Origin of the sequence: Streptomyces sp. NPDC093094 (genome assembly GCF_044754345.1) — a bacterium.
GTDB lineage: Bacteria > Actinomycetota > Actinomycetes > Streptomycetales > Streptomycetaceae > Streptomyces.
Window position 1 is genome coordinate 149,832 of the sequence record NZ_JBIVOX010000010.1, and the last position, 25,637, is coordinate 175,468.

Genomic DNA, 25,637 nt, shown 5'->3' on the forward strand with positions numbered 1-25,637 from the left:
AGGAACAAACGGAGACAGGAAAGAAGGGCGGCCGTGTCCGGCAGCGAAAGCGAGAACCCAGCAATCCCCTCCCCGACCCCCACGTCGACCCGGCCCCGCACCAATCGCGACTGGTGGCCGAACCAGCTGGACCTCCAGGTTCTCCATCAGCACTCGTCCCGGTCCGATCCCATGGACGAGGACTACGACTACGCGCAGGAGTTCGCGACCCTCGACGTCGAGGCGCTCAAACATGACGTCTTCGCGGTGATGACGACGTCCCAGGACTGGTGGCCCGCCGACTACGGCCACTACGGTCCGCTGTTCATCCGTATGAGCTGGCACGCGGCCGGGACGTACCGCATCGCCGACGGGCGCGGCGGCGGCGGGTCCGGCGCCCAGCGCTTCGCCCCGCTCAACAGCTGGCCGGACAACGCGAGCCTGGACAAGGCGCGCCGGCTGCTCTGGCCGGTCAAGCAGAAGTACGGCCGGAAGATCTCCTGGGCCGATCTGCTGGTCTTCGCCGGGAACTGCGCCATGGAGTCGATGGGCTTCCGGACGTTCGGGTTCGGCTTCGGCCGCGAGGACATCTGGGAACCCGAGGAGATCTTCTGGGGTCCGGAGGACACCTGGCTCGGCGACGAGCGCTACCGCGGCGACCGCGAACTCACCGGTCCTTTCGGCGCCGTGCAGATGGGTCTGATCTACGTCAATCCGGAGGGACCCAACGGCAACCCGGACCCGCTGGCCGCGGCCCGGGACATCCGCGAGACGTTCGCCCGGATGGCGATGAACGACGAGGAGACGGTCGCCCTCATCATCGGCGGCCACACCTTCGGCAAGTGCCACGGCGCGGTCGACCCCTCCTACGTCGGCCCGGAGCCCGAGGCCGCCCCCCTGGAGCAGCAGGGCCTCGGCTGGCACAACACCCACGGCAGCGGCACGGGCGCCCACGCGATCACCAGCGGCCTGGAGGGCGCCTGGACCAACGAGCCCACCCGCTGGGACAACGGATACCTGGACAACCTCTTCCGCTACGACTGGGAGCTGACGACCAGCCCCGCCGGCGCGAAGCAGTGGACCCCCACGGATCCCTCGGCCCAGGGCACGGTGCCCGACGCGCACGATCCGTCGAAGCGGCACGCCCCCATGATGCTGACGACGGACCTCTCCCTGAAGCTCGACCCGGTCTACGGGCCGATCTCCAAGCGGTTCCACGAGAACCCGGACGAACTGGCGCTCGCGTTCGCCAAAGCCTGGTACAAGCTGCTGCACCGTGACATGGGCCCCGTCTCGCGCTATCTCGGCCCCTGGGTCGCCGAGCCGCAGCTGTGGCAGGACCCCGTCCCCGAGGCCGACCACGACCTGGTCACGGACGCCGACGTCGCCGCCCTGAAGAGCGCGGTCCTCGCCGCCGGGCCGTCCCTGTCCGACCTGGTCACCACCGCGTGGGCGGCCGCGGCGAGCTTCCGCGGCACCGACAAGCGCGGCGGCGCCAACGGCGCCCGGATCCGGCTCTCGCCGCAGAAGGACTGGGAGGCCAACGACCTGCCGGAGATCTCCGGGACCGTGGCGGCCCTGGAGCGGGTCCGGCAGGACTTCGACGGCTCGCAGAGCGGCGGCAGGAAGATCTCCCTCGCCGACCTGATCGTCCTGGGCGGCTGCGCGGCCGTGGAGCAGGCCGCGAGGAACGCCGGGCACGACCTCACGGTCCCGTTCGCGCCGGGGCGCACCGACGCCTCGCAGGAGCAGACCGACACGGAGTCGTTCGCCGTGCTCGAACCCCGGGCCGACGGCTTCCGCAACTACCTCAGGGCGGGCGAGAAGCTGTCGCCGGAGACCCTTCTGCTGGACCGCGCCAACCTTCTCGGCCTCACCGCGCCCGAGATGACGGCCCTGGTCGGCGGCATGCGGGCGCTGGACACCGGCTTCCGGCACTCCCCGCACGGCGTGCTCACCGGCCGGCCGGGGTCGCTGACCAACGACTTCTTCGTCAACCTCCTCGACATGGGAACGGAGTGGAAGGCGTCGGCCTCGGACGAGAACGTCTTCGAGGGCCGGGACCGCGCCACCGGCGAGGTGAAGTGGACCGCCACCGCCGCCGACATCGTCTTCGGGGCGAACTCCCAGCTCCGCGCCCTGTCGGAGGTGTACGCGGCCCAGGACGGCGGCGAGAAGTTCGTCCGCGATTTCGTGAAGGCGTGGGACAAGGTCATGAACCTGGACCGGTTCGACCTGCGCTGACCCTCCTGTCCCGGCCGGCCGGCCGATCGCCGGCCGGCCGGGACGGCTGCGCACCGGGGAGCGCGGGCTGTCCCCGGAACGTACGGCGGTAGGTGTCCGGCGGCACGCCGACGGTGCGGTGGAAGTGGCGCCGCAGGGTCGTCGCCGTGCCCATGCCCGTCGCCGCGGCGATGGCGTCCACGCTGTCGTCGCTGGTCTCCAGCAGCTCCTGCGCGCGCCGGATCCGCTGCGTCAGCAGCCATTGCAGCGGGGTCGTGCCGGTCACCGCGCGGAAGTGGCGGCCGAGATGCCGTGAGCTCATGTTCGCCCGGCGTGCCAGGTCCTCCACGGTGAGCGGCCGGTCCAGCCGCCGCATCACCCAGGGCAGCAGCTCGGCCAGGGGGTGACCGTCCCGCTCGGGCACCGGCGTGGTGACGAACTGGGCCTGTCCGCCCGCCCGGTGGGGCGGCACGACCAGCCGGCGGGCCACGATGTTCGCGACCGCCGAGCCGTGGTCCTGGCGGACCAGGTGCAGACACAGATCCATCGCCGCGGCCTTGCCCGCGGACGTGAGGACGCTGCCGTTGTCGACGTAGAGCACGTCCGGGTCGACCTCCACCCGCGGGTGGCGGGCGGCCAGTTCGCCGGTGTGGGCCCAGTGCGTGGTGGCGCGCAGCCCGTCCAGCAGTCCGGCGGCGGCCAGCACGAACACCCCCGTGCACAGGGACACCACCCGCGCGCCCGACGCGTGGGCGGCGCGCACCGCCTCGACGAGATCGGCCGGCGGGTCCGCGTCGAGGTCCGCCAGCGCGGGGACGATCACGGTGCCCGCGTCCGCCAGCCCGTCGAGGCCGCGGTCCGGCTCCAGCAGGAACCGGCCCACCCTGACGGGGTGCGTGCCGCACACGCTGACGTCGTACCAGGGGCCGGGCAGTGCGGCCGGGGCGGAGCCGAACACCTCGTAGGCGAGAGCCAGTTCGAAGTGGAGCATCCCGTCGGTGGCGGCGACCGCGACCGAGCGCCGGGCCGAAGCCGTCCAGGCAGAAGTCATGTCGGGAATTGTACGGGTCATGTCGTTCCGGACGCTGGGCAGTTCCGCGCGGACAGGACAGGATCTTCCTGTCGGAACGCATCGAGCACACGGGAGCAGTCATGGGATCGGGTCGTCGGGTGGCAGTGTTCGGCGCCTACGGGCACACCGGGCGGTTCGTCGTCGCGGAGCTGCGCGAGCGCGGGTACGTCCCGCTGCTCGTCGGCCGTGACGAGGACAGGCTGCGGGCGCTGGCGCAGGCGCATCCCGGGCTGGAGACGCGGCAGGCATCGGCCGGCGACCCGGCCGCGCTGGACCGCGCCCTGCACGGTGCGGCCGCCGTGATCAACTGCGCCGGGCCGTTCGCCGAGACCGCCGCTCCGGTGGTGGAGGCGGCGCTGAGGGCACAGGTGCCGTACGTGGACGTGGCGGCGGAGATCGAGGCGAACCGCGACACGTTCGCCCGGTTCGACGGGTTCGCCCGCGCCGCGGGCGCCGTGGTGGTCCCGGCGATGGCGTTCTTCGGCGGCCTCGGCGATCTGCTGGTCACCGCCGCGATGGGCGACTGGACGGCCGCGGACGAGGTGCACATCGCGTACGGCCTGAGCAGCTGGCACCCGACCGCCGGCACGCTCGCCGCGGGCGCGGTGTCGCGGGAGCGGCGGGACGGGCGCCATGTCCGCTTCCGCGGCGGACGGCTGGAGTACCACGACGACGCCCTGACCACGCAGGAGTGGTCCTTCCCGGCCCCGCTCGGCCCGCAGAGCGTCATCGGGGAGTTCACCATGGCCGACGTCGTCACCGTCCCCAGCCATCTGGCCGTTCCGGACGTGCGCACCTACATGACCGCCCGGGCGGCGGCGGACCTGGCCGCTCCCGGCGCGACGGGACCGGCCGCCGTCGACGGGCGCGGGCGCTCCGCGCAGACGTTCGTCGTCGACGTCGCCGTCCGCTCCGGCGGGGCCGAGCGCCGCGCGGTCGCCTCAGGCCAGGACATCTACGCCATCAGCGCGCCGCTGGCGGTGGAGGCCGTGGACCGTGTCCTGACCGGCCGCACCCGCGCCACCGGTGTCCTCTCCGCCGGCGCGGCCTTCGACGCCCCGGACTTCCTGCGCGCGCTCTCCGCGCACCTCACCGTGGACATGCCGCTGGACGCCCGGGGCTGACCGGGCCGCCCGGGGGAGGTGGTCACAAGACCTTCACACGGCGGCGGGGGTTCCCCGCCCCGGGCGGGCACCCGGCGGGGGTGCCGACGCCGAGGAGGGACCTGACGTGATCATCGTCGCGGTGCTGCTGCTGCCCGTGCTGGGACTGCTGCTGTACGGGATGGACCGCATGGAGGACGGGCTGTACGTCCGGCGGCGCGGGGGCCGCCATGCCCGGGCCCGCCATCTGCGGCTCGTACGCGGGGAGGGACGGCCGACGTTCGGCCGACGCCCGGCCGGGCGCCACGCGGACGCGGCCTGAGGGCTCTGCGGACCGTTCCGGATCGCCGCGTCGAGGTCGCCGACGACCTCGACGCGGACGTGGTCCGTCCGCGGGAGCGCGTCTCGCCCCGCAGGCCGTCCGGGCCGAGCCCGAGGACGCCCCGGCCGACGCGCTGGGCATCCGGCGCGTCATGTCCGCCGTGGACGACACCGCCGCCCGGCTGCGCGCCCGCGGCGGTGGACTCGTCGGCGTGGTCGACCGGTGCGAGGACGTCCGCCGGCCGTGCCGCGTCCGGGGCCCCTGCGGCGTCGTCGTCGCCCTGGCCGAACGGATCGGCCGCGCAGGACGCGACGGGCCTTCGGCGCCCCGGACGGACACTCACGAGCCCGGCACCTGGTCCGTGAACGCGGTGCCCGCGGCACGGTAGGCGGAGACCTTCGCGGCCACCTGGGCCGGGGTGAGGACCTGGTCCTTGACGTGGAGGACGTAGTCGACCTGCTGGTCGTACGCGCGCGGGGTCGTCGACGTCTGGCCGTCGAGGTCGATCAGCCACTGGTTGAAGTTGATCGACATCGGCCGTTCCGGCAGGTAGGCGGCTCCGTGCGTGCCGAAGAGCTGGCCGTCGACGTAGTAGGTGATGGCGCTGTCGTCGATGGTCACCACCAGGTCGTGCCAGCCCGCGAAGCTCCGCCGGCTCTCGCTGTGCTGGTTGACCGCCTGCCAGGGGTCGGGGTTGTACGTCTCCCAGGAGGTCGTGTACAGGATGTTCGCCGGCTCGCCCCAGCCTCCGTTGGGCAGGTACTCGAAGTCGTACTCGGCGTAGTCGTCGGCCATCGGGGCCTTGAGGTCGTTGATGGTGAAGAACGTCTGGACGAGGCGGTCGCCGTCGGGGCCGGACTTCGGCGCGTCGGAGAACCTGACCCGGGCCGCGTACGTGCCGTTCCTGAACTTCGTCGCCCTGGTGAGGACTTCGGTGTGCCGGGTGGACGCGCCGGTGCCCGCGGTGGAGGTCTCCAGGTTCATCACCGTGCTGCCGTTCTGGGCGGCGAAGGTGACCTTGGACGGGTCCCAGGTGGCGCCGGGCACGCCGGGACCGCCGGAGTTGGAGCGGACGTTCCAGCCGTGGGCCGCGAGGGCCGGGTCCGTGTGCGAGGTGTAGCTGAAGTCGTCGAACAGGGTCTGTCCGCCGCCCGGCGGGTCGGTCGGCGGGTCGGTGGGATCCGTGGGGTCGTTGCCCTCGGGGGCCGTGCCCCACACGGTGGTGCCGGCGAGCTGCGCGGTCACCTTGGTGAAGTCGGCGTAGGAGGTGCGGGTCCCGTCGAAGGAGTAGTCGTCGCTCTGGATCAGCGGCTGCCAGCTGGACCGGTGGAAGCGCAGCTGCATGTCGCCCGTGTCGGCGCCGGGCGCAAGGGTGCCGGCCGCGGAGGTGAAGCCGATCTCCAGGTAGCGGTCGGCGGTGGCGGTCGGCCGGGCGAGCGTGCCGAAGGTGCCGGTGACGGCCGAGCAGCCCCTCACCGCCCAGGAACAGGCGAAGCGGTAGGTGGCTCCGGGCGCGTCCGCCTTGAAGTAGTAGCGGACCTTGACCTGCTGGAGCTGGACGGCGGCGGAGCCGGTGTTGCGCACCTTCAGCCAGGGTTCGCTCTGGTCGGCGCTCGCCCCGGTGGCGCTGGTGCGGTACTGGACGGCCACCCCGCCGGCGGCGGCCGGATCCGAGGCGGAGGCGGTGGTGACGGGCAGGGCGGCCAGGGCCGCGCTGCCCACGAGGGCGGTCAGGGCGAGGGCCGCGCGGGTGCCGCGGCCGGTGGGGCGGTGGTTCATCCGTGTTCCTTTCGTGGGCTCCCGCTTCCCGCGGGAGAGCAAGGGGGGCGAGGGCTGCCGAGGCGGGCGTGCGGAACACCGAGCGCGTCCAGCCGCAGGAGGTGTCCGTCCAGCCGGGCCCGGAAGTCCGGCCAGTCGGGGGTGGCGTCCCAGCCCCGCTCGGCCAGCGCGCACAGACGGGGGAAGCTGAGGTACTCGATGTGCTCGGGTGTCTCGACGAACTCGGTCCACAGCTGCCCCTGCACGCCGAGGACCCGTGCCGCGAGGGCGGGTTCTGCGGCCGGAGGTGCCAGGTCCACCCGGTGGACGGTGCGCAGGTCCACGACGGGGCCCGGCTGCGCGGGCGGCTCGTGCGGACCGCTGCTGCGGGCGTGGTCGAGGTAGGTGGACCGGTGGTCGGCGTGGATCACGTCGTGTCCGCGGCGCGCGGCTGCCCAGGCGTGCTCCGGGGTGCGCCAGCTCATCACCGTGGCCGCCTCGGGCAGCGCGGTCCGGTCCTCGGCCCAGACGACCGGCCTGCGGCCCGCCCGGACCAGATGGTCCGCGACGCGCGCCAGGAACCAGCCGTGCAGTTCGCGGGGCCCGGCCAGGCCCTCCCGCCGGGCGCGGTCCACCGCCGCGGGGCTGTTCTCCCACTCGGTGGTGGGGCACTCGTCGCCGCCGATGTGGACGTACGGGGAGGGGAAGACGTCCATCACCTCGTCCAGGACCGTACGGAAGAAGTCCAGGACGTGGTCGCCGACGCCGAGCACGTTCTGGCACACGCCCCACCGGGTCCACACGTCGAGACGCCGTCCGGGGTCGTTCCCCAGTTCGGGATACGCGGCGAGGGCCGCCCGTACGTGCCCCGGCACCCCGATCTCCGGCAGCACCGTCACCCCGCGCGCGGCCGCGTACGCCACCAGGCCGGCGAGTTCGGTCCGGGTGTACGAGCCGCTGTGCGGGCGGCCGTCGAACCGGTCGCCGCCCGCCGGGCCGGCCATCGACTGCGCCCGGGTGCCACCGACCCGGGTGAGCCGGGGGTGGGCGGCGACGGGCATCCGCCAGCCCTGGTCGTCGGTGAGGTGCAGATGGAACGTGTTGAGCTTGTGCAGGGCCAGCAGGTCGACGTACCGCCGCAGGAAGGACACCGGCTGGAAGTGGCGGGCCACGTCGAGCATCGCGCCGCGCCAGGGGTGCAGCGGCACGTCGGTGATCTCCACCCCGGGCAGCCCCGCCTGCCGTGGGTCCGAGGGCGGCCGCGGCGGCAGGAGCTGGCGCACGGTCTGCACGCCGCGCAGCAGGCCGGCCGGGCGGGCGGCCCGCAGCACCGCGCCCTGGGGGCCGACGGTCAGTCCGTACCCCTCCTCCCCCAGGCCGGTGAGCGCGGGATCGACGGCGAGGACGAACGCTCCGTCCTCGGAGTGCCTCAGCCGCAGCCCCGTGGCCGCCTCCGCGTAGCCGCGGAGCAGGGCCGCGGCCGGTTCGGCGCCGGGAGTGACGCGCAGCCGGGTCCCGGCGTCGAGCCGGAACCGGCCCGGGCGCGGCGAGAGCCTGCGGGGTCGGGGAACGAGGGCGAGTTCGGGGCGTGGCAGGTCCACGGGGCGTGTCTCCGGTGGTCGACGGGATTGCGGGACGAGTGACTCGGAGCGGTCGGGGACGGGTGGTTCCGGCCGGGGCCGGCGGGTCAGCCCTTCACCGCCCCGGACGCCAGGCCCGAGGTCACATGGCGCTGGAGAACGAGGAAGACGATCAGCGCGGGCAGGGCGAAGAGCGTGGCGGCGGCCATCGTCGCGCCCCAGTCGGTGCCGAAGGTGGACTGGAAGGAGGACAGCCAGACGGGCAGGGTGCGGCTGTCCTGCTGCTTGATGATCAGGAAGTTGGCGTAGGTGAACTCGTTCCAGGCGGTGATGAACCCGAACAGCGAGGTCGCCATCAGCCCGGGTGCCAGCAGCGGGAAGGCGACCCTGCGGAACGCGCCCGTGCGGGTGCAGCCGTCGACCTGCGCGGCCTCCTCCAGCTCGGGCGGGATGCCGGCGATGAAGCCCCGCAGCACCACCACGGTGAACGGCAGCGTGATCATGAAGTAGACGAGGGTGAGGGTCGGCAGCCGGTCCAGCATGCCGGTGTCGCGGGAGATGATGTAGACGGGGATGACCAGCGACTCCCAGGGCGCCATCTGCGCGATGAACACCGCGAGCATGAACTGCCGCCGCCCGCGCCACCGCAGCCGCGCCACGGCGTAGGCGGCGCCGAGCGCGACGACCAGCGCGAGAAGGACCGCGCCGAGGGTGACCAGGGCGCTGTTGCGCCAGAACAGGGCGAAGCCGTCGGCGTCGACGGCCCGCCGGAAGTGGTCGAGGGTCCATGTGTCCGGGACGAGCCGGGGGTCGTAGGACTGGATGTCCCGGGACGGCTTGAACGCCGTCGTGACCATCCAGTACACGGGGAACAGACAGAGCGCCACGGTCACGGTCGCGGCGGTGTGCAGCGGGAGCCGGCGCAGGGCGCGGCGCACGGCGGGTCTGCGGGTCGTGGTCACAGGTGCTCCCCCTCCTGACGGAAGAGCCGGCGGAAGTAGAGGACGAGCACCCCGCTCATCAGCAGGACGGTGAGCATCGAGGCCGCCGAGCCGAGGTCGTAGCGCTGGCCGGCGAGCGCGGTCTGCACGGCGTAGACGGGCAGGATGGTGGTGGCGTCGCCGGGACCGCCGCGGGTCATCACCCAGATCTGCACGAACGCCTTGAAGGTCCAGATGACTTCGAGGCACAGGATCAGCATGAAGATCGGCCGGACCAGCGGGAAGGTCACGGAGCGGAAGACGCGGGCGGCTCCGGCGCCGTCGATCCGCGCGGATTCGTGGAGTTCGCGCGGGACGGTGGTGAGGGCCGAGTACAGCGTGATCGCGGCGAACGGCACGGACTGCCAGACGACGAGGACCACGACGATGGCGAAGGCGGCGCGTTCGTGCGCGAACCAGGCGTAGCCGTCGAAGGAGGTGAGGCCGAGCCCGGTGAGGGTCTCGTTGACGATGCCGAACTCCGAGTGGAACAGCCACTGGAAGACGGTCGTGGCGGCCACCACCGGCACCGCCCAGACCAGCACCAGCGAGGAGAGGACGACGGTCCGGCCGACCGCTCCGAGCCGTTCGATCATCAGGGCGCACAGCGTGGACAGGACCATGATGGCGACGGTGTTGACCGCCATGAAGACGAACGTGCGGCGCACGACCTCCCAGAACCGGGGGTCCGCCAGCAGGGTCCGGTAGTTGCGCAGCCCGACGAACTCGGCGTCGCCCAGGACGAGCTGGCGCAGCCGGAAGTCCTGGAACGAGATGATCACGGCCCGGGCGAGCGGGTAGACCAGCAGGTAGAGCATGCCCAGGACCGCCGGCGCGACCATCAGGTACGGCCACAGGGCGCTGCCTGCGCGGCGCGGGGGCGGAGTCGGCGGCATGGTTCAGGAACCGCTGTTCAGGGTGGTGGTGATGGTCTTCGACGCCTCGGCCGCGGCGGAGCGCGGGTCGCGGCCGGTGAGCACGGCGGTCATGTAGTCCTTGATCGGGTTCCTGGCCTCGACGGCCGCCCACTGGGGCGTGTTGGGTGTGGCGTGTCCGTTGGCGGCGCCGACGGCCATCGTGGCGGCGCCGGGGTCGGAGGCGACGGCGCCGGCGAGGGTGGTCCGGTTCGGCACGTAGCTCATCGCGAGGGCGAGCCGCTTCTGCCAGGTGTCGCCGGTCAGTTCCCGGATGAAGGTGAACGCCTCCTCCTGGTGCGCCGCCACGACCGGCACGACGAGGTCGGAGCCGCCGGTGAAGACCGCGCCGGGGGTGCCGGCGGTCTTGCCGGGGATCGGGAAGAAGCCCAGCTTCCCCTTCAGTTCGGGGTTGTTCTGCGTGACCACGTTGGCGCCGCCGGGGGTGGCGATGATCTGGGCGATCCGCCCCTTGGCCATCACCTCGGCCTGTGGGGGCTGCGCCTCGTCGGAGTCCTTGGGGCCCTTGCCGAGGGCCTGGAGCCGGCGGTAGAAGGCCATGGCCCGCAGCGCCTCGGGGCTGTCCAGGCCGCCCTTCCAGCCGTCGCCCGACCGGACGGCGAGGTCGCCTCCCTCGTCCCAGACGAAGCCGGCGAGCGCGTACCAGTTCTGGCCGGGGAGGTAGATGCCCTGGTCGCCCCCGCGGTCGAGCTTCTCGGTGGCGGCGATCCACTGTTCGCGGGTCTTGATGCCCGCGGGGTCGACGCCCGCCTCGCGGAACAGGTCGGTGCGGTAGACGACGACCCGGTTGGCGGCGTAGTAGGGGATGCCGTACTGCTTCCCCTCGTACATCCCGGGCTCCGCGAGGCCCTTCAGCCAGTGGGCGCCGTCCAGTTCGTCGACCCGGCCGGTGAAGTCGGTGAGGCCGCCGCTCTGGGCGTACTGGGCGACCTGGGTGTTTCCGACCTCGATGACGTCGGGGGCGTCGTTGCTGGCGAGGGCCGCGGTGACCTTCTCGCCGATGCCGTCCCACTCCTGGATCTGGACGCGTACGTCGATCCCGGGGTGGTCCTGCTCGAAGCCCTTCTCGAACTCCTCCTGGAAGGCGGCCGAGACGCTGTCGCGCATGAGCCAGACGTCCAGGGCGGTGCGGCCGCCCGCGGTGCCGTCGGACGGGTCGTCGGACGAGGAACAGGCCACGAGCCCGGTGCTCAGCAGCAGCGCGCCGAGCAGGGCGAAGGAGCGGTGGTTCACGGTTCACCTCTGGAGAGCCTGGGCAGGGGAGACGAGAGCCCCCGACTTGACCAGTTGCCCGTCGAGGGTTTACCAGTTGGCGCGGGACGAAGGTGGCATGGACCAATGACGTCGTCAACCCCTCCTGCGCAACGGTCAATTGAGCCACCGGACGGGAGGACGCGGCCGGATCGGCCGCGACCGGGGCGATCGAGGCGACCTGACCAGCAGACCAGTTACCATGACCAGTGAACGTCCCGACGACGAACGAGGGCCCTGGATGGAGATCGATGCCGCCGCCTCCGGCGCGATGCTCAAGCGGGAGCGGGTCCGTGACGCGATCCTCGAACTGATCGAGGCGCGGCGTCCCGGCGACGCCATTCCCTCCGAGCGCGCCCTGTGCGCCGAACTCGGGGTGTCCCGGCCCACGTTGCGGGCGGCGGTCGACGAACTCGTCGTCGCGGGACTGCTGGTCCGCGAGCACGGCCGGGGCATGTTCGTGGCCGCGGAGAAGATCACCCAGGAGCTGATCTCCGACCGGAACGCGTTCAGCCTGCCGCAGGCCGGCGGGGTGTGGACCAGCAGGCTGCTGGAGCTGCGCACCCTGCCGGCGGGCGCCCGGGTCGGGCGCAAGCTGCGCATCTCACCGGCGGCGGAGATCCGTTACGTCGCCCGGCTGCGGCTGGTGGACGGCTCGCCCATGGCCATCGAGCACCTCCATGTGCGGGCGGACCTGGTGCCCGACCTGACCAGTGAGGAACTGGAGCAGGGCGATCTGTACGAGCACCTGCGCGACCGGCACGGCGTCCAGGTCAGCGAGGCGGTGCAGTCGATCGAGCCCACGGTGGTCACCCGGGCCGAGGCCGATCTGCTCGACGTCCCCGAGCTGTCCCCCGCCCTGCTCTTCGAACGGCTCACCACCGACACCCGCGACCGGCCGGTGGAGTACGTGCACTCGCTCTACCGCGGCGATCGCTACCGCATCGTGTCCCGCCTCGCGCTCGGCCCCCGGGCGGAGGCCCCCGGCCCCCGGGAGGGCCACCACCCGGGCATCCCGCCGGGCGACTTCACCGGCGGCGACCCCGTCACCTTCTCCACCCGCGGAGTGGTCCAGCACGGCATGTGACGAACCGGGGTCCGCCGGTCCGCCGCCGGCCTGCTCCTCCGGCGCACCGGACCTCCGCCGGTCCGCCGCCGGCCTGCTCCTCCGGCGCACCGGACCTCCGCCGGTCCGCCCCTTCGGCCGCCCGCCGGTCCGCTCCCGCGGCGGGGCGGCCCGGCGGCGACGCCCCTCGGGCCACGCCCGGGACCTGGACCCCGCTCCCGCTCCCGTGCCCGTGCCCGTTCCATGAGGCGGCCGCGCGGTACGGAACGAGCCACGGTCCGAACGGTGCCGCCACCAGGGCGCCCGGCAGGGCCGCACCCCGTCCCGTACCGCCGTCGCCGAACCGGATCACCGGGGCCGGCGGCACACGGAACGCCGGCGCGAGGCCGGCCCGCTCCCTCCCTCCCTCCCTCCCTCCCCCCCCCGGCAGGGGCCCGGGTACCCCGCACACTGCCGCCACGACCCGCCGAACGCGAACACCGGCCGCCTTCAAGCCGGTTGAAGTCATTGACGCCGGGTCAGGCCGCTGGTTGAGTGGCTCATCCACTGAGCCACCGGAGGACGGTATGGAGACACTTCCGCGCGAAACCCTCGTCGACGTGCTGGAGGGCCGCCTCCGCGAGGACATCCTCGACGGGCGTCATCCGGCGGGGAGTCTGCTGCCGCCGGAGCGCACGCTCGCCGACGGCTACGGCGTCACCCGGACCACGCTCAAGCACGCCTTCGGGCGTCTGGCGCAGGCCGGTCTGCTGGAGACACGGCACGGCGTGGGCACCCGGGTGCGGGACTATCTGCGCCTCGGCGGGGCCGATCTGCTGCCCATGCTGGTGCGGCACAGCCCCGACTGGATCGGCGAGATCTTCGAAGTGCGGCGCCACATCGGCGCGTTGATCGCCGAGCGCGCCGCACTGCGGGCGACCGCCGGCCAGCGGGCCGGGCTGCGGAGCCTGCTCGCGGCGGTGGACGAGGCACCGGACGGTGACGCCGTGCAGCTGGCCGACGTGGAGGTGCACCGGGCTCTGGCCCGCGCGACCGGCAACCGGGTCTACGTCCTTCTCACCAACACCCTCTTCAACGCCTATCTCCCGGTCCGCGCCTCGCTCGTCGGCCCGTTCACCGACGCCGGGTCCGCCCACGAGCGGCTCGCACCGGTCGTCGAGGCGGTCCTCGCCGCGGACCCGGCCGCGGCGCGGACGGCGGCCGAGGAGTATCTGGCCACCACCGAGCGGATCATGCTGGAGGGGCTCCGGTGAGCGCCGCGCACGGAGGCGCGGACACCGGCCGCGCCCGCCGGGGCACGGTCTTCGCCGAGACGATGCTCGGCACGCTCCGCCTGGACGAGGGCGACGGCCGCGCCCGTCAGGTGCGCCTGGAGCTGCGGGTCACCGCGGACCGTGTGCTGCGCCCGGCCCGCACCACCGAGGCCCGGGCCACCGGCCGGATCCGGATCGACGGCCTCACCGGGAACGCCGCGGTCGAGGGCGGGATGGAGATCTCCCCGCTGGCCCGGCGGCGTATCCGCTACCGCCTCGCCTTCACCGCCGACGGCCGCCGCCTCGCCCTCGACGGCTGGAAGTCCGTGACCCCGCGACGGCCCCTGACCTCGATGACCGTGCTGCCTTACACGCTCTACGAGGACGGCACACGGATCGGCGCCGGAGTGCTGCGCTTCCCCCTCGCGGCGCAGACGCTGCCGTTCCTGGCGAGCTGGCGTCTCCCGCGCCGTGAGGCCGCTTCCGCGTTCACCGGGCCGCGCTGGCGCGGCGAGGCCGGCCGTACGGAGGTCTGGTACACCACCCTCACCGACCCGGAGACCGGCAGCGGGGTGTGGCTGCACCATGAACTCACGGCGCCCGCCGACGGATCCGAACCGTACGCGCACGGCTGGGCGGCGCTGTTCCCGAAGGAGGGGCCCGTACGGCACACCCGCTTCGGACCCGCCCCGTGGCCGGCCGGCGAGAGCGGCTTCAGCGCGGACGGCGTCCGCGTACGGCCGGGCCGGCTGACCGGCTCCGCACAGGACGGCGCCTGGCGGTGGGATCTGGCCGAACAGCCCGCGGACGAGCCGCTGTTCACCTTCCCCCGCTGGTCCTGGCGCCGGCCGCTGCTGCCCGCCGCGCAGATCCTGCCCGCCGCCCGCGCCCGCTACGACGGGACCTTCACCCACGACGGCACGACCCTGCGTCTGACCGGCGCCCCCGGCGCCTCCGCCCGCATCTACGGTCACGGCAACGCCCGCCGCTGGGCCTGGCTGCACGCCGACCTCGGCGGCGGGGACGTACTGGAGATCGTCGCCGCCGTGTCCACGAGGCCGGTGCTGCGACGGCTCCCTCCGCTCGTCTTCCTGCGGCTGCGCCGCGCCGGGCGCACCTGGCCGCGCCGCCCGGAGCGGGCCGCCGCCGGCTGGGCCGGCCTCGGGCGCTTCCGCGCCCGCATCGGACTGCCCGTGTGGACGGTCACGGGGCGCAGCGGGCTGCACCGGATCCGGGTGGAGGTCACCCAGCCCCCGGAGCGCACCCTGACGCTCGACTACGCCGACCCGGACGGCTCCCCGTCGGTGTGCCGCAACAGCGAACGCGCCGACGCGCGGGTGCTGCTGGAGCGGCGGCGGCCGGGCGGCTGGCGCACCGAGGCCCGGTGGACGCTCGACGGCACCGCGCACGCCGAGGTGGGCACCCGGTGAGCGCGGCCCTGACCGGTCTGGTCGCCGCCCTCGTCGCCGACGACGGCACCGCCGGGTGGACGGCGGGCGTGCCCGCGCGGCTGGAGACGGTGCTCGCCTCCCTGCCGCCCGCCATGCGCGCCGCGTTCACGGCGGCGGCCCGGGGCGTGGACGCGTACGCGCGGGCACGCACCGGGCGTTCGCTGACGGCGCTCACCCCGGGCGAGCGGCAGACGGTGCTCGACTCGCTCGCCGCGCGGCCGTCGTCGCTGCGGCTGCTGGAGCTGCTCAAGGTGCCGGTCCTGCTGGCGGCCGGAACCGAGCGGATGCTCCACACCGCTCCCCCGGTGCGCGGCGCCCCGCTCCGCCCCGACCCGCCGCTCGACTGCACGCCCGCCGCGGCGTGGCCGGCCCGCAGCACGGCGGACGCCGTCGTCGTCGGCTCCGGAGCGGGCGGCGCCACGGCCGCCCGGGCGCTGGCACGGGCCGGGCTCGACGTCGTCGTCCTCGAAGAGGGGCACCATCACGACACCGAGAGCTTCCGGCGGCGCACCCCGCTGGAGCGGTTCACCGGCCTGTACCGGGACGGCGGCGCCACCGTCGCCCTGGGCCGGGCCCCGGTGCTGCTGCCGACCGGCCGTGCCGTCGGCGGCACCACGCTGGTCAACTCCGGGACCTGCTACCGCACCCCGGACCATGTCCTGGACCGCTGGAGCGGTGAGTTCGGGTTCGCGCCCGCGGAGGACTTCGGCCGCCACCTGGACGAGGCCGAGCGCACTCTGGGGGTGGCCCGGCAGCCGCTGGACGTCCTCGGCGCCAACGGCCGGATCGCGCTCGACGGCGCCCGTGCCCTCGGCTGGGTCGCCGCTCCGCTGCGCCGCAACGCGCCCGGCTGCCGGGGCTCCTGCGAGTGTGTGGTGGGCTGTCCCTCGGGTGCCAAGCAGAGCGTGCAGGTGTCCGTGCTGCCCGACGCGTGCGCGGCCGGAGCCCGGATCGTCACCGGGGCGAGGGCGCAGGCCGTCCTCGTCGACCCCGACCGTCCGGGCGGGCCCCGCGCGGCCGGGGTGCGGGTCCGTCACCCCGCGGGCAGCTTCGAGATCCTCGCCCCGCTGGTCGTCGTCGCCGCCGGTGCCCTGCAGTCGCCTCCGCTGCTGCGGCGCTCGGGCCTGGGCCGCCACCCCTGGCTGGGCCGCAATCTGAGCGTCCATCCCGCCACCACCCTCGCGGGACGCTTCGCCGAACCGGTCACCGCCTGGGAGGGGGTGCTGCAGAGCGTCGGTGTGGAGGAGCACCACCGCCGTCACGGCGTCCTCGTCGAGGCCACCGCCACCCCGCCCGGGATGGGCACCTTCGTCCTGCCCGGCCTGGGCACCGGGCTGCGCCGCGAACTGGAGGACGCCCACCGGCTCGCCACCCTCGGCGCGATGGTCGCCGACCTGCCCTCCGGGCGGGTCCTCGGCCGCGACCGCACGCTGATCCGGTACGACCTCCACCGCCGCGACGCCGGACGGCTGGTGCGGGCCGTGCGGGCGATGGGCGAACTGCTCTTCGCGGCCGGCGCCGAGGAGGTGCTGACCGGTGTCCCCGCCACGCCCCGGGTACGCGGCCCGCGGGAACTGCGGGACCTGCTCGACCGCACCGGCGCGCACGAACTCCATCTGTCCGCCTACCATCCCACCGGAACCGTCGCCGCGGGTGCCGACGCGCAGCGCTGTCCGGCCGGGCCCGACGGGCGACTGCGCGGTGTGCACGGCGTCCTGATCGCCGACGCCTCCGTCCTGCCTTCCTGTCCCGAGGTCAATCCGCAGGTGAGCGTCATGGCCGCGGCGTCGGCCGTCACGGAGGCGCATCTGCGCCGCTGACCGGTGTGTGTGCCTGCCGCCTCGGGGACCACTACTGTGCACGCATGCACGTCGGCAGTGTGGAGTCACCCCACCGGGCGGACCTCTTACCGGGCGGGGTCGCCGGGCGGCACCCCCGCGGTTCCGCGTGCGCGTCGACCCGGTCGTGCGCCGTGGCCCGGTCGGCGCGAAGGGCGTACGGCGGTTCCGGCGGCGCGCTGTGCGCGGGGGCGGCCGGATGAGCGACCGTCACGCCGCCGCCGCGCTGGCCCGGCTGTGGGGCGAGCTGCCCGCCCTGACCGGGGACGACTGGCCGGAACTGCGCCCGCGTCTGCTCGAACTCGTCGAGGCGACGGCGGCCGCCGGGAACGACGGCGAGCGCGCCGCGACGGCAGGGCGGCTGCTCCGGCTGGTCGACGGTTACCCGGGCGTCCGCGCGTTCCTGGCGCCGTGGTTCGAGACGGACCTCTCCGGGCCGGCGGGCGGCCCGGAACGCGCCGGCCCGTCCTGGTCGGAGGTCGCGCAGGATCTGCTGAGGGCCGCCCGCGCCGAGGACGAGGCACCCGGCCGGGCCCGGCGCGAGGCCGCCCGGCTGCTGGGTTCCGACGCCGGGGACCGGCAGATCACGGACACGCTGGTGGCCGCCGGGCTGGCGGCCGCGCTCGCGCTCGACGGCGCGGCCTTCATGGACCGGGCGGAGGACCTTCTGCGGGCCCGGCCCGGTGTGCTGGACGGCCGGGTCCCCCCGCTGCTGGCCTGGGCCGACCCCCTGGCCTGGCTCCGCAGGCACACCGAGGACGTGGCCTCGCTGGCGGACATGTGGCAGATCGCCGCGGGTTCCGGCCGGGACGGCGTCCGGCTGCTGGTGACGGACGGGCCCGGCCGGGAGGCGTCGCTCGCCGGGGAGCTGTCCGGCGGGACCGCCGTGCTCTCCGTCGTGCACGGGGCCCGTATGGCCGAGCCGGAGCGGATCGCGCGCTGGAGCTGGCCGCTGCGGCTGACGGTGGCTCCCGGCCCCGTCGTGCCGGTCCTGGGCACACATGCGCGGGAGCCCGTCGGGGAGGGGCTGCGCCAACGGCTGCTCACGGCAGCCCGTGAGGAGGCCGGCCTCACCACCCTGGTGACCCCGTCCGGGCGCTGGAACCGCACCTCGCTCCTGCTGCTGCCCGGCCCGAACGCCCCGGACGGGGACGGCGCGGACGGCGCGGACGGCGAGGACGAGCCGGCCGGGGCGACGGCGGTGATCGGCGTCGTGTCCTCGGCGGACCCGCGCCACGCCGCCCGGATCCTGCGGGACCAGGGCGCCCGCCATCGGTCCGCCCTGTCGGCGGTGGCTCACCCCGGGCTCTCGCCGGAGCGCTGGCTGAGCGTCCTGCTCGGGCGGCTGGCACTGGACGAGCCGCTGGACACGGCGCTGTGGCAGGCGGCCCGGGCCTGCGGGGCGCCACCACCCCTGATCGCGGCCGATCCGCGCTTCCTCGACGGCATGCGCGTCCGCCCCCTGCTGGCCTCCCTGGCTCCCGGCATGCTGCCGCCCGGCGAGGAGCAGCGGCTGGGCCGCGCCCTGCGGGCGGCTCCCGGCCGTGACGCCGTCGCCGTGACCCGGCGGACGGCGGAGCGGCTGCGGGAGGCGGCCCGCAGGGCACGGCACGTCCCCTCACGGTTCCTGCGCGCCGAGCCCGTCGGACGGGACGGCGTCACGCCCCTCGAACGCATCGCTCCCCACCGGGAGTTCCGGCTCCGCGTCCGGATCACCGGGGAGGGCGGCACCGGCCCGCAACCGGAGCGGTTCCCGTCGGAGGCCCTGCCGCCGGGAGCCACCCACCGGCTCACCGTCCTGGCGACCGAACTGACGCCCGTGACACCGCGGGACCGGGCGGCACACCGGGCCGAGATCGAGCTGCCCGGGGACGGCGACAGCACCTCCACCGTGTTCGGCTTCCGCGCGGGCCCCCCGGGGTCGGCCGTCGAGATCAGGGTCGTGGTGACGTGCCGGGGCCGGTTCCTCCAGTCGGGCGTCCTGACCGGCCGGGTCGGCGCCCCCGAACCGCCGGTGTTCCGCACCGAGTCGGTGCTGCGTGCCCCCACCGACGGACTGGACCTGATGCGGGCGCACGACGCGGTGCTCGTCGTGAACCGCACCGCGTCCGGAGTGCCGCTGCTCGCCGCCCAGGCCGACGACGAACTGCGCATCGGCCAGCCGGTGAACCTCGGCACCAGCATGGACCAGCTCCTCGGCGCCCTCACCAGGATGGCCCTCTCCCCGGACTCCGTGGGCCCGTACGGGAGCCGGGGTTTCACCGACACCCTCGTCGAACTGGCCCGCTGCGGCCGCGCGCTGCGCAAGAGCCTGTTCATCAGGTCCGACTGGGACAACGACCCGCTGCTGCGCCGGCTGCGGAACGCCCGCAGCGTCTCCGTCTACACCGCGCGCCCCGGCATCGTGCTGCCGCTGGAGCTGATCTACGACCGGGCCCTGGACCCCGACGCCGCACTGACGCTGTGCGCGCACGCCCCCGGCCTGGTGGACCGTCCCGACTGCGAGGAGTGCCCGGAGCGGGGGAACAGGGCCGTCGTGTGTCCGTTCGGGTTCTGGGGCACGTCCAAGGTGGTCGAGCGGCATGTCCGGCTGCGCGACACGGACCCCGGCTACGCCGTCGCCGAGAGCCCGGACGCGCAACGGCACTCCTGCGTCCTCGACCCGGTGTGCGCCGCCGCCTCCGAACGCGCCGACCACAACGACGAGAAGGCATGGACGGAAGCCACCGCGGCCCTGACCGCCGAGGCGATCGGCGAGCCGAACCTCGCGACCGACTGGGCCGCCCTCAAGGACCTCGTGCAGAAGTTGCGCGACCGCCGGACACCACCGGGGATCGTGCTGCTCTACCCCCACTCCGACGAGGACAGCAGCGAGTACGGCGTACTGAGCCTCGGCGAGGACGACACCCGGCGCGTCATGGACGGGATGGAGTTCCTGTTCACCGAGGACGGCCCCCAGCCGGTGGTGTTCCTGCTGGGGTGCAGCACCGCCGGCACCGACCGCCTGCTCTCCGACGCCTCCGCGATGCTGCTGGGCGACGGGGCTCCGGGCGTGGTGGGCACACTGGCTCCCGTGCTCGCACGGCATGTCGTGCCCGTCGGAGTGCGCCTGCTGCGCGAGTTCAGAGCCAGGGCGGCCGAGCCGGGCGGAGCGTCCCTGGGCGAGGCGCTGCTGCACGCGCGGCGGGCGCTGATCGTCGAGGGCGCGGCCTGTGTGCTGGCGCTGATCGGGTTCGGGGACACGGACTGGGAGCTGCGGGTTCCTCCGCGGGAGGAGGTCCGGTGATCACGGTGGAGGCCCTGCCGGCCCGCGAGGGCGACTGCTTCTGGGTGGAGTGGGACGACGGCCCCGTCCGGCGGCGCCTGCTGATCGACGGAGGCACCCGGGCGGCCGGACGGGAGAGCCTCGCGCGGCGCCTGGAGCGGCAGCCGGTGCCGGAGCGGGAGTTCGAGCTCGTCGTGGGCACGCACATCGACGACGACCACATCGGCGGTCTGGTGGAGCTGCTGGCGGCGCCGCCGGAGGGCTTTTGGACCCACGACTTCTGGTTCAACGGCCATCACCACCTCCAGCCTCCGGACCGGCTCGGCCCCGCCCTGGCGCACCGGCTCACGGAGCTGCTGACGTCGACCGGCACCCCGTGGAACCGCCGATTCGGAGGCGCGCCGGTCGTCGTCCCCGAGGGCCCCGGGGCCGAGCTGCCGAGCCGCGACCTCGGCGGTCTCCGGCTGACGCTGCTGTCGCCGACGTGGGAGGAGCTGCGGAAGCTGCGCGAGGAGTGGGACCGCAGGCTCGCCGCACGCGCCGTGCCCGCGCAGCCGCCGCCGGCGGATCTGCTCGGTGGCCCGCGGCGCGGACCCGCCGTCCCCTGGCGGCGGCTGGCCGCCGCCTACACCAGGGACCGCAGCGCGTTCAACGGCTCCAGCATCGCCCTGCTCGCCGAACACGCCGCCGACGGCACCCGGGTGCTGTTCGCGGCGGACGCCCACGCGGAGGTCCTCACCGCGTCCCTGGCGCGGCTGCCTGACCGCACGGTGGACCTGTGCACGGTCCCCCACCACGGCAGCCCGTACAACGTCAGCGACGCGCTGCTCGACGGGCTCGGCTGCGAGCAGTGGCTGCTGTCGACCGACGGCGGCCGGCCGGTGGGGCGCACCGAGGCCCCCTACCGGCCGGGCGAGGGCAGGCATCCGAGCCTGCGGGCGATGGCCCGGCTGATCCTCGCCTCGTCCCGGCCGACGTTCTGGTTCAACCACCGTGTCCCCAGCACCGCGCGGTACGCCGATCCCCGTCTCGCGCTGCGGCTGGGATACCGCGCCGTGTATCCGCGGCCGGGTGAGCACGGCATCGCGCTGGTGGTCGGACCGGGCGGCACGGTGACCAGGGCGCCCGTCCCGGTGTGAGCCTCAGCCCATGTGGACGAGGGCGGGCCACACCACCGACGGCTGGTCCACGGCCGCGGCGCGCTGCGCGGCGGCGAGCGCGCGGGCCGGTTCCACACCGGCGGAGAGCAGCCGGTGATAGCGGCCCATGAACATCTTCGCGAGTTCGTCGTCGAGGGGCCACAGCGACGCGACGACGGACCGGGCTCCGCAGGCCAGCAGGACGGTGCCCAGCCCGATCACCTCGTCCGGCAGGCGGACACCGGACAGCGCCGTGTCGCAGGCGCTGAGCACGAGATGCGGCGCGTCCGGCAGGCGGTGCTCCAGCAGCTCCCCCACCTCGATGCCTCCGCCCAGCCGCAGGACGGAACGCAGGGGCCGGTCCGCGTCGAGGTCGTAGTGGCACACCACATGGGCGACGTCGGCGCCGCTCAGCGCCTCGATCCACCGCTGCGCCTCACCGGGCCGCGCCGCGGCCGGGGAGCCGGTCGTCGCCCCCGGTGTGCGCAGGACCCGTCCCGCCCCGGCGGCCGGCGCCCGGGGAGAGGCCCGCCGTGTGCCGAACCGGCGTACGCGCGCGTAGCATCCGGCCACTTCGTCCGTCTCGGCCTCGGCGTACGGAAGCGCGGTGGTCCCCTGTCCGGGGTCGCAGGCGAGGACGACGAGCGGGGAACCGGGCCAGGGCGGGGCGGCCCGGACGGCCGCGCTGCCCGGCAGCAGCCGGGGGACGGTGCGCGCCAGCAGCGGTCTGCCGCCCTCGGGAGCCGCCGCGGCCAGCGGCAGCGAGGCGAGGCGGCCGACGGGCACCAGGCCGGTCACGGCGCTGCCGTCGATCTCGTCCGCGACGGGGGCCACGGCCGTCTCCCACACCCAGTCCAGCAGTTCCCGCACGGCCGCGCTCCAGGTGCCGAGGACGTCGGCGCCGTCCTGCTCCCCGAAGGCGGCCTCCAGCGCCGCCAGCCGTGCGTCGACCTCGGTGGTGGTGAGGCCGTCGAGGAGGTGTGCGGTCGCCGTCCCGCCGGGGTGGACGACGACGGCGATCCCGCCGGCGAGGGTGGCCGCCCAGTAGACGAGCGGTCCGCCGAGAGTCCGCGCGGCCGTGAGGACGTCGTCGACCCCGGGCCGTTCGGGCGATCGTCCGAGCGAGCGGGCGAGCAGGGTCGCCGCCCCCTGTTCGAGGCAGACCACGGCGTCGCCCGCGGCCTCGGCCCGGACGGCGGCGTAGGCGGCGGCCGCGGCGACGCCCTGGACCTGGAACCGGGCCAGTTCCCGGTCGGCGTCCCGGGTGCGCCGGGCCGCGAGCTCGTCCGCGGCGTCGAGGGCGGCCCCGTAGCCGATGACGGCCGCCTCCCAGCGCTCCAGGGCGCAGGCCGCGTTGCCGATCCGCTGGCCCGCCTCGATGCTGAGGAAGGGCTCCTCCAGCGCGATCGCCTCCTGCCACGCCTCGGTGGCCCGGACGAGGTCGGCCGCCTCCCGCTCGGTGAGGGTCCGCCCGGTGGGAGCCGGGGCGGCCGGGGCGTGGAGTCCGGAGCGCTCCGCCAGGTGGCAGCCGAGGAGATGGGCGGCGCGGGCACCGACGGCGGAGTTCCCGGACGACGCCGCCCGCGCCTCCTCCAGGATCTCGATCAGCCGGTCGACGGGGGCCGGCTCACCGGCCGCCCGGGCCCGGTCGGCGAGCAGGCCGGCCTGGTTGACGAGGGTGGCCGCCCGCTCGGCGGAGGACCCGGGCGTCAGTGCCAGCGCCTCCTCCGTCCGTGCGAGGGCGTCGTCGAAGTGGGCCGGGTCCTGGGAGAGCTGGGCCTTGTCGCCCAGCAGCAGGGCGAGGGTGTGGAGTGCCGCGGCCTTCTCGTAGGCGTGGGAGGCGTGTCCGGTGACCCACCGGACGAGGTTGATGCCCTGCATCAGGTCACGGCGTGTCCCGTACGTCTCGTAGCGGCGGTGCAGGGCCCCGGCGCAGTTGGTGCGCAGGACCAGTTCGATGTCGCGGCGCAGCTGCGTGCCCCGCAGGCTGCCGAGGGCCAGCTCGACGGCGCGGTCGATGTCCGCCCGGGTGCCGTCCAGGGTGAAGCGCTCGGTGAGCAGCAGACATGCCTGGTTCGCCAGCACGGCGCGTCCCTGCGGGCCCGTCTCCGGGTGCCGCAGGGCCTCCTCGACGAGGTCGAGGGCCTCCGTGAGCACGGTCCGGTCGTGGTGGACGAGGTGGCGGGTGAAGGAGACGGCGGACGCGGTGGCGACGTACTCGCCGCGTCCGGGTGCGCCCCGGGGGACCTCGTCCAGGATCCGGGCGATCAGCCGCCATGCCTCTTCGAGGCTCGGTCCGTCGCCGTCGTGCTCGTGACGGTCGCGCAGGATCCTGGCCAGCACATGGCGGCGGTGCAGGGAGGCGGGGTCGGCGGCCAGGGACGACCTGACGAACCGTTCGGCCTCCGCCAGGTCCTGTGCGTCGCCGGAGGGGGAGTGGAAGCGTTCCAGCAGCGAGGAGGCCAGCGACGCCTGCGCCTGGTGGGCGAGGCCGGGGTCGGGCGAGTCCGCGGCGGCGCCGAACGCCTCGACGGCCGCCCCCAGGTCGGCGGGGCGGCGGTGCAGGTCGTAGAGGCTGCTGTGGACGTTGCCGAGCCCGCCGTGCACGGCGGCCCGCTGCTCCGGGGTCCTGGCGAGGTCCCGGGCCGCCCGCAGCGCGGCCCCGGCGGCCTCCAGATGGTCCTGGCGTTCCGTGTGGTCCCAGGACACCAGCAGGGCGGCGGCGAGGTTGATCTGTGCCTCGCAGGCCCACGGGGAGTCCCGGTGGGCGGCCTCCGTCCTTCTGACCTGCAACGCCGCCTCCAGGTCGGCGTACAGGCCCTGTTCACGGAACCGTTCGACGAGCGCGTGCGCGCGGAAGTCGGCCACCGCGGCGCGGTCCTCGGGCGGCAGTTCCCGGCCGTCCAGGAGGGTGCCCGCCACTCTTATGCCGTCGTCGCGCAGTTCGCCGTGGCGCGGCACGACGGACTCCTCCAGGTCGCCCTCGTGCAGGCGTGTCACGTACACCAGGGCGGCCCGGGTCCAGGCGTCGGTGGAGGGATCGGCTGCGGTCAGTCCTCGGCCCAGGTCCGCGAGCGTGGGGCCGTCGTGCGAGCTCATCCGGTGAGAATAGGGGGAGTTGATCCGTTGCGTCCCGGGAAACGGCTGATGAGGACCCCGCGGCGGCCTTCCGGTCCGGGCTCCGTGCCGCGGGCCGTCCCGGCTCGACCGGCGTGGGCTTTCCCGCACGGTGATCCTCCGCGTGATGTACTCGATCGTCCCTTTCATGTGACGGTGGTTCCAGGAGGTCCCCCGTATGCGCGCGGTCACGTACGACGCCTACGCCCCCGACAACTCCCGCCTGCGGATCGGCGAGGTGCCCGACCCCAAGGTCGCCCCCGGACAGGTGCTCGTCGAGGTCCGGGCGGCCGGGGTCAACCCGGTGGACTGGAAGGTCATGGCGGGTGGGCTGGACGGCCTGATGGACACGGTGTTCCCGGTGATCCCCGGCTGGGACGTGGCCGGTGTGGTCGTCGGCAACGGGCCGGACGTCCCCGAGTTCGCCGCCGGTGACGAGGTGATGGCGTACGCCCGCAAGGACGCGGTGCACGCGGGCACCTTCGCGCAGTACGTGGCGGTCGACGCGGTGGCGGTGGCGCGCAAGCCGGCCGGGCTGGACTGGGCCCAGGCCGCGGGGCTGCCGCTGGCCGGTCTGACCGCGCTGCGCACGCTGGACCGGCTGGGCGCCGGCAAGGGCGACACCCTGCTGGTGCACGGGGCGTCGGGCGGGGTGGGAAGTCTGGGAGTGCAACTCGCCGTGGAGCGGGGTGCCCGGGTGATCGGCACGGCGTCGGCACGCAATCACGGCTTCCTGCGGGAGCTGGGCGCGGAGCCGGTCGCGCACGGCGACGGGCTCGCGGAGCGGGTGCGGGAGCTGGCCCCCGACGGGGTGTCCGCCGTGGCCGACTTCGTCGGCGGGCAGCTGGAGGTGACGCTGGCCGTGCTGGCGCCCGGCGGCCGTCACGCCTCCGTCGCGGACCCCTCGGTGCAGGAGCACGGCGGATCGTGGATCTGGGTGCGCCCGGACGGCGCGAAGCTGGCGGAGCTGGCCGCCGCGGTCGACCGCGGCGCCCTGACGGTGGAGGTCGCCGCCACCTTCGCGCTGGACGACACGGCCGCGGCGTTCGACGCGAGCCGCACCGGCCGCACCCGAGGCAAGCTGGTGATCGTCCCCTGACCGGGTGACCCCCGCGCGCCCGGCCGCACCACGTCGTCGCGGTCGTCGCGGTCGTCGCGGTCGTCGCGGTCGTTGCGGTCGTTGCGGTCGTTGCGCACGTGTCGTGCGCCGTGCGCGACCGGCGGCCTCGGCGGCTGCGGTCCTTTCCGGCGGACGCCTGTCGCCCGGCTGCGCTGCGCCGGGCGGACCCCGTCCGCCTGTACGTC

The 25,637-nt window shown here is 74.6% G+C and carries 17 protein-coding genes; 10 read left to right on the plus strand and 7 right to left on the minus strand.

Features of this window, described 5'->3' with window-relative positions; translation table 11 throughout:
* Positions 1 to 33 precede the first annotated feature (33 nt).
* A complete protein-coding gene (gene katG / locus ACIQGV_RS22875; protein WP_402496911.1) occupies positions 34 to 2,223 on the plus strand; it encodes a catalase/peroxidase HPI in 2,190 nt (729 codons plus the stop codon).
* On the opposite strand, the gene ACIQGV_RS22880 is transcribed toward katG, so the two are convergent.
* The gene (locus tag ACIQGV_RS22880) at positions 2,192 to 3,253 is read right to left on the minus strand and encodes a helix-turn-helix domain-containing protein (protein WP_402496912.1); all 1,062 of its coding nucleotides are present in this window, start codon (positions 3,251 to 3,253) and stop codon (positions 2,192 to 2,194) included. The genes katG and ACIQGV_RS22880 overlap by 32 nt on opposite strands.
* A 101-nt stretch (positions 3,254 to 3,354) precedes the next feature.
* Between ACIQGV_RS22880 and ACIQGV_RS22885 the strand changes: the two genes are divergently transcribed.
* Positions 3,355 to 4,398 (plus strand): saccharopine dehydrogenase family protein, encoded by a 1,044-nt coding sequence (locus tag ACIQGV_RS22885; protein WP_402496913.1) that lies wholly within the window; start codon positions 3,355 to 3,357, stop codon positions 4,396 to 4,398.
* A gap of 106 nt (positions 4,399 to 4,504) precedes the next feature.
* Positions 4,505 to 4,699, plus strand: coding sequence for a hypothetical protein (locus tag ACIQGV_RS22890; RefSeq protein ID WP_402496914.1), 195 nt, complete (start codon positions 4,505 to 4,507; stop codon positions 4,697 to 4,699).
* A gap of 339 nt (positions 4,700 to 5,038) precedes the next feature.
* Here the strand turns inward: ACIQGV_RS22890 and ACIQGV_RS22895 are convergent, their stop codons facing one another.
* The 5 genes from ACIQGV_RS22895 to ACIQGV_RS22915 form a co-directional block, all read right to left on the minus strand.
* The gene (locus ACIQGV_RS22895; RefSeq protein WP_402496915.1) at positions 5,039 to 6,478 is read right to left on the minus strand and encodes a cellulose binding domain-containing protein; all 1,440 of its coding nucleotides are present in this window, start codon (positions 6,476 to 6,478) and stop codon (positions 5,039 to 5,041) included.
* Positions 6,475 to 8,058, minus strand: a complete 1,584-nt coding sequence (locus ACIQGV_RS22900; protein WP_402496916.1) for a beta-N-acetylhexosaminidase — start codon at positions 8,056 to 8,058, stop codon at positions 6,475 to 6,477. The genes ACIQGV_RS22895 and ACIQGV_RS22900 overlap by 4 nt, the downstream gene beginning before the upstream one ends.
* An 86-nt stretch (positions 8,059 to 8,144) precedes the next feature.
* The gene (locus tag ACIQGV_RS22905) at positions 8,145 to 8,999 is read right to left on the minus strand and encodes a carbohydrate ABC transporter permease (RefSeq protein WP_402496917.1); all 855 of its coding nucleotides are present in this window, start codon (positions 8,997 to 8,999) and stop codon (positions 8,145 to 8,147) included.
* On the minus strand, positions 8,996 to 9,913 hold the full coding sequence (locus ACIQGV_RS22910; protein ID WP_402496918.1) for a carbohydrate ABC transporter permease: 918 nt from the start codon (positions 9,911 to 9,913) through the stop codon (positions 8,996 to 8,998). Before ACIQGV_RS22910 ends, ACIQGV_RS22905 begins: the two co-directional genes overlap by 4 nt.
* Positions 9,914 to 9,916: 3 nt before the next feature.
* Positions 9,917 to 11,185, minus strand: a complete 1,269-nt coding sequence (locus ACIQGV_RS22915; RefSeq protein WP_402496919.1) for an extracellular solute-binding protein — start codon at positions 11,183 to 11,185, stop codon at positions 9,917 to 9,919.
* Between the two features lie 259 nt (positions 11,186 to 11,444).
* On the opposite strand from ACIQGV_RS22915, the gene ACIQGV_RS22920 reads away from it, so the two are divergent.
* From ACIQGV_RS22920 to ACIQGV_RS22945, 6 genes are all read left to right on the plus strand, one after another.
* Positions 11,445 to 12,290 (plus strand): GntR family transcriptional regulator, encoded by an 846-nt coding sequence (locus tag ACIQGV_RS22920; RefSeq protein WP_402497126.1) that lies wholly within the window; start codon positions 11,445 to 11,447, stop codon positions 12,288 to 12,290.
* Between the two features lie 545 nt (positions 12,291 to 12,835).
* Positions 12,836 to 13,522 (plus strand): FadR/GntR family transcriptional regulator, encoded by a 687-nt coding sequence (locus tag ACIQGV_RS22925; protein ID WP_402496920.1) that lies wholly within the window; start codon positions 12,836 to 12,838, stop codon positions 13,520 to 13,522.
* On the plus strand, positions 13,519 to 14,952 hold the full coding sequence (locus ACIQGV_RS22930) for a hypothetical protein (RefSeq protein ID WP_402496921.1): 1,434 nt from the start codon (positions 13,519 to 13,521) through the stop codon (positions 14,950 to 14,952). The genes ACIQGV_RS22925 and ACIQGV_RS22930 overlap by 4 nt, the downstream gene beginning before the upstream one ends.
* Positions 14,949 to 16,793 (plus strand): GMC family oxidoreductase N-terminal domain-containing protein, encoded by a 1,845-nt coding sequence (locus ACIQGV_RS22935; protein ID WP_402496922.1) that lies wholly within the window; start codon positions 14,949 to 14,951, stop codon positions 16,791 to 16,793. Before ACIQGV_RS22930 ends, ACIQGV_RS22935 begins: the two co-directional genes overlap by 4 nt.
* A 217-nt stretch (positions 16,794 to 17,010) precedes the next feature.
* Complete coding sequence (locus ACIQGV_RS22940) at positions 17,011 to 20,097, plus strand: hypothetical protein (protein WP_402496923.1); 3,087 nt, start codon at positions 17,011 to 17,013, stop codon at positions 20,095 to 20,097.
* On the plus strand, positions 20,094 to 21,215 hold the full coding sequence (locus tag ACIQGV_RS22945) for an MBL fold metallo-hydrolase (RefSeq protein ID WP_402496924.1): 1,122 nt from the start codon (positions 20,094 to 20,096) through the stop codon (positions 21,213 to 21,215). The genes ACIQGV_RS22940 and ACIQGV_RS22945 overlap by 4 nt, the downstream gene beginning before the upstream one ends.
* 3 nt (positions 21,216 to 21,218) lie before the next feature.
* Here ACIQGV_RS22945 and ACIQGV_RS22950 read toward each other — a convergent pair whose 3' ends face one another.
* On the minus strand, positions 21,219 to 24,314 hold the full coding sequence (locus tag ACIQGV_RS22950) for a CHAT domain-containing protein (RefSeq protein ID WP_402496925.1): 3,096 nt from the start codon (positions 24,312 to 24,314) through the stop codon (positions 21,219 to 21,221).
* Between the two features lie 196 nt (positions 24,315 to 24,510).
* On the opposite strand from ACIQGV_RS22950, the gene ACIQGV_RS22955 reads away from it, so the two are divergent.
* Positions 24,511 to 25,431: an NADP-dependent oxidoreductase gene (locus ACIQGV_RS22955; protein WP_402496926.1), complete on the plus strand. Its 921-nt coding sequence runs from the start codon at positions 24,511 to 24,513 to the stop codon at positions 25,429 to 25,431.
* Positions 25,432 to 25,637 lie beyond the last annotated feature (206 nt).

Excerpts from the sequence above, each read along its gene's own strand:
- ACIQGV_RS22880 (WP_402496912.1), bottom strand. The coding sequence starts at position 3,253 with ATGACTTCTGCCTGGACGGCTTCGGCCCGGCGCTCGGTCGCGGTCGCC.
- ACIQGV_RS22885 (WP_402496913.1), top strand. The coding sequence starts at position 3,355 with ATGGGATCGGGTCGTCGGGTGGCAGTGTTCGGCGCCTACGGGCACACC.
- ACIQGV_RS22895 (WP_402496915.1), bottom strand. The coding sequence starts at position 6,478 with ATGAACCACCGCCCCACCGGCCGCGGCACCCGCGCGGCCCTCGCCCTG.
- ACIQGV_RS22910 (WP_402496918.1), bottom strand. The coding sequence starts at position 9,913 with ATGCCGCCGACTCCGCCCCCGCGCCGCGCAGGCAGCGCCCTGTGGCCG.
- ACIQGV_RS22920 (WP_402497126.1), top strand. The coding sequence starts at position 11,445 with ATGGAGATCGATGCCGCCGCCTCCGGCGCGATGCTCAAGCGGGAGCGG.
- ACIQGV_RS22925 (WP_402496920.1), top strand. The coding sequence starts at position 12,836 with ATGGAGACACTTCCGCGCGAAACCCTCGTCGACGTGCTGGAGGGCCGC.
- ACIQGV_RS22940 (WP_402496923.1), top strand. The coding sequence starts at position 17,011 with ATGAGCGACCGTCACGCCGCCGCCGCGCTGGCCCGGCTGTGGGGCGAG.
- ACIQGV_RS22950 (WP_402496925.1), bottom strand. The coding sequence starts at position 24,314 with ATGAGCTCGCACGACGGCCCCACGCTCGCGGACCTGGGCCGAGGACTG.
- ACIQGV_RS22955 (WP_402496926.1), top strand. The coding sequence starts at position 24,511 with ATGCGCGCGGTCACGTACGACGCCTACGCCCCCGACAACTCCCGCCTG.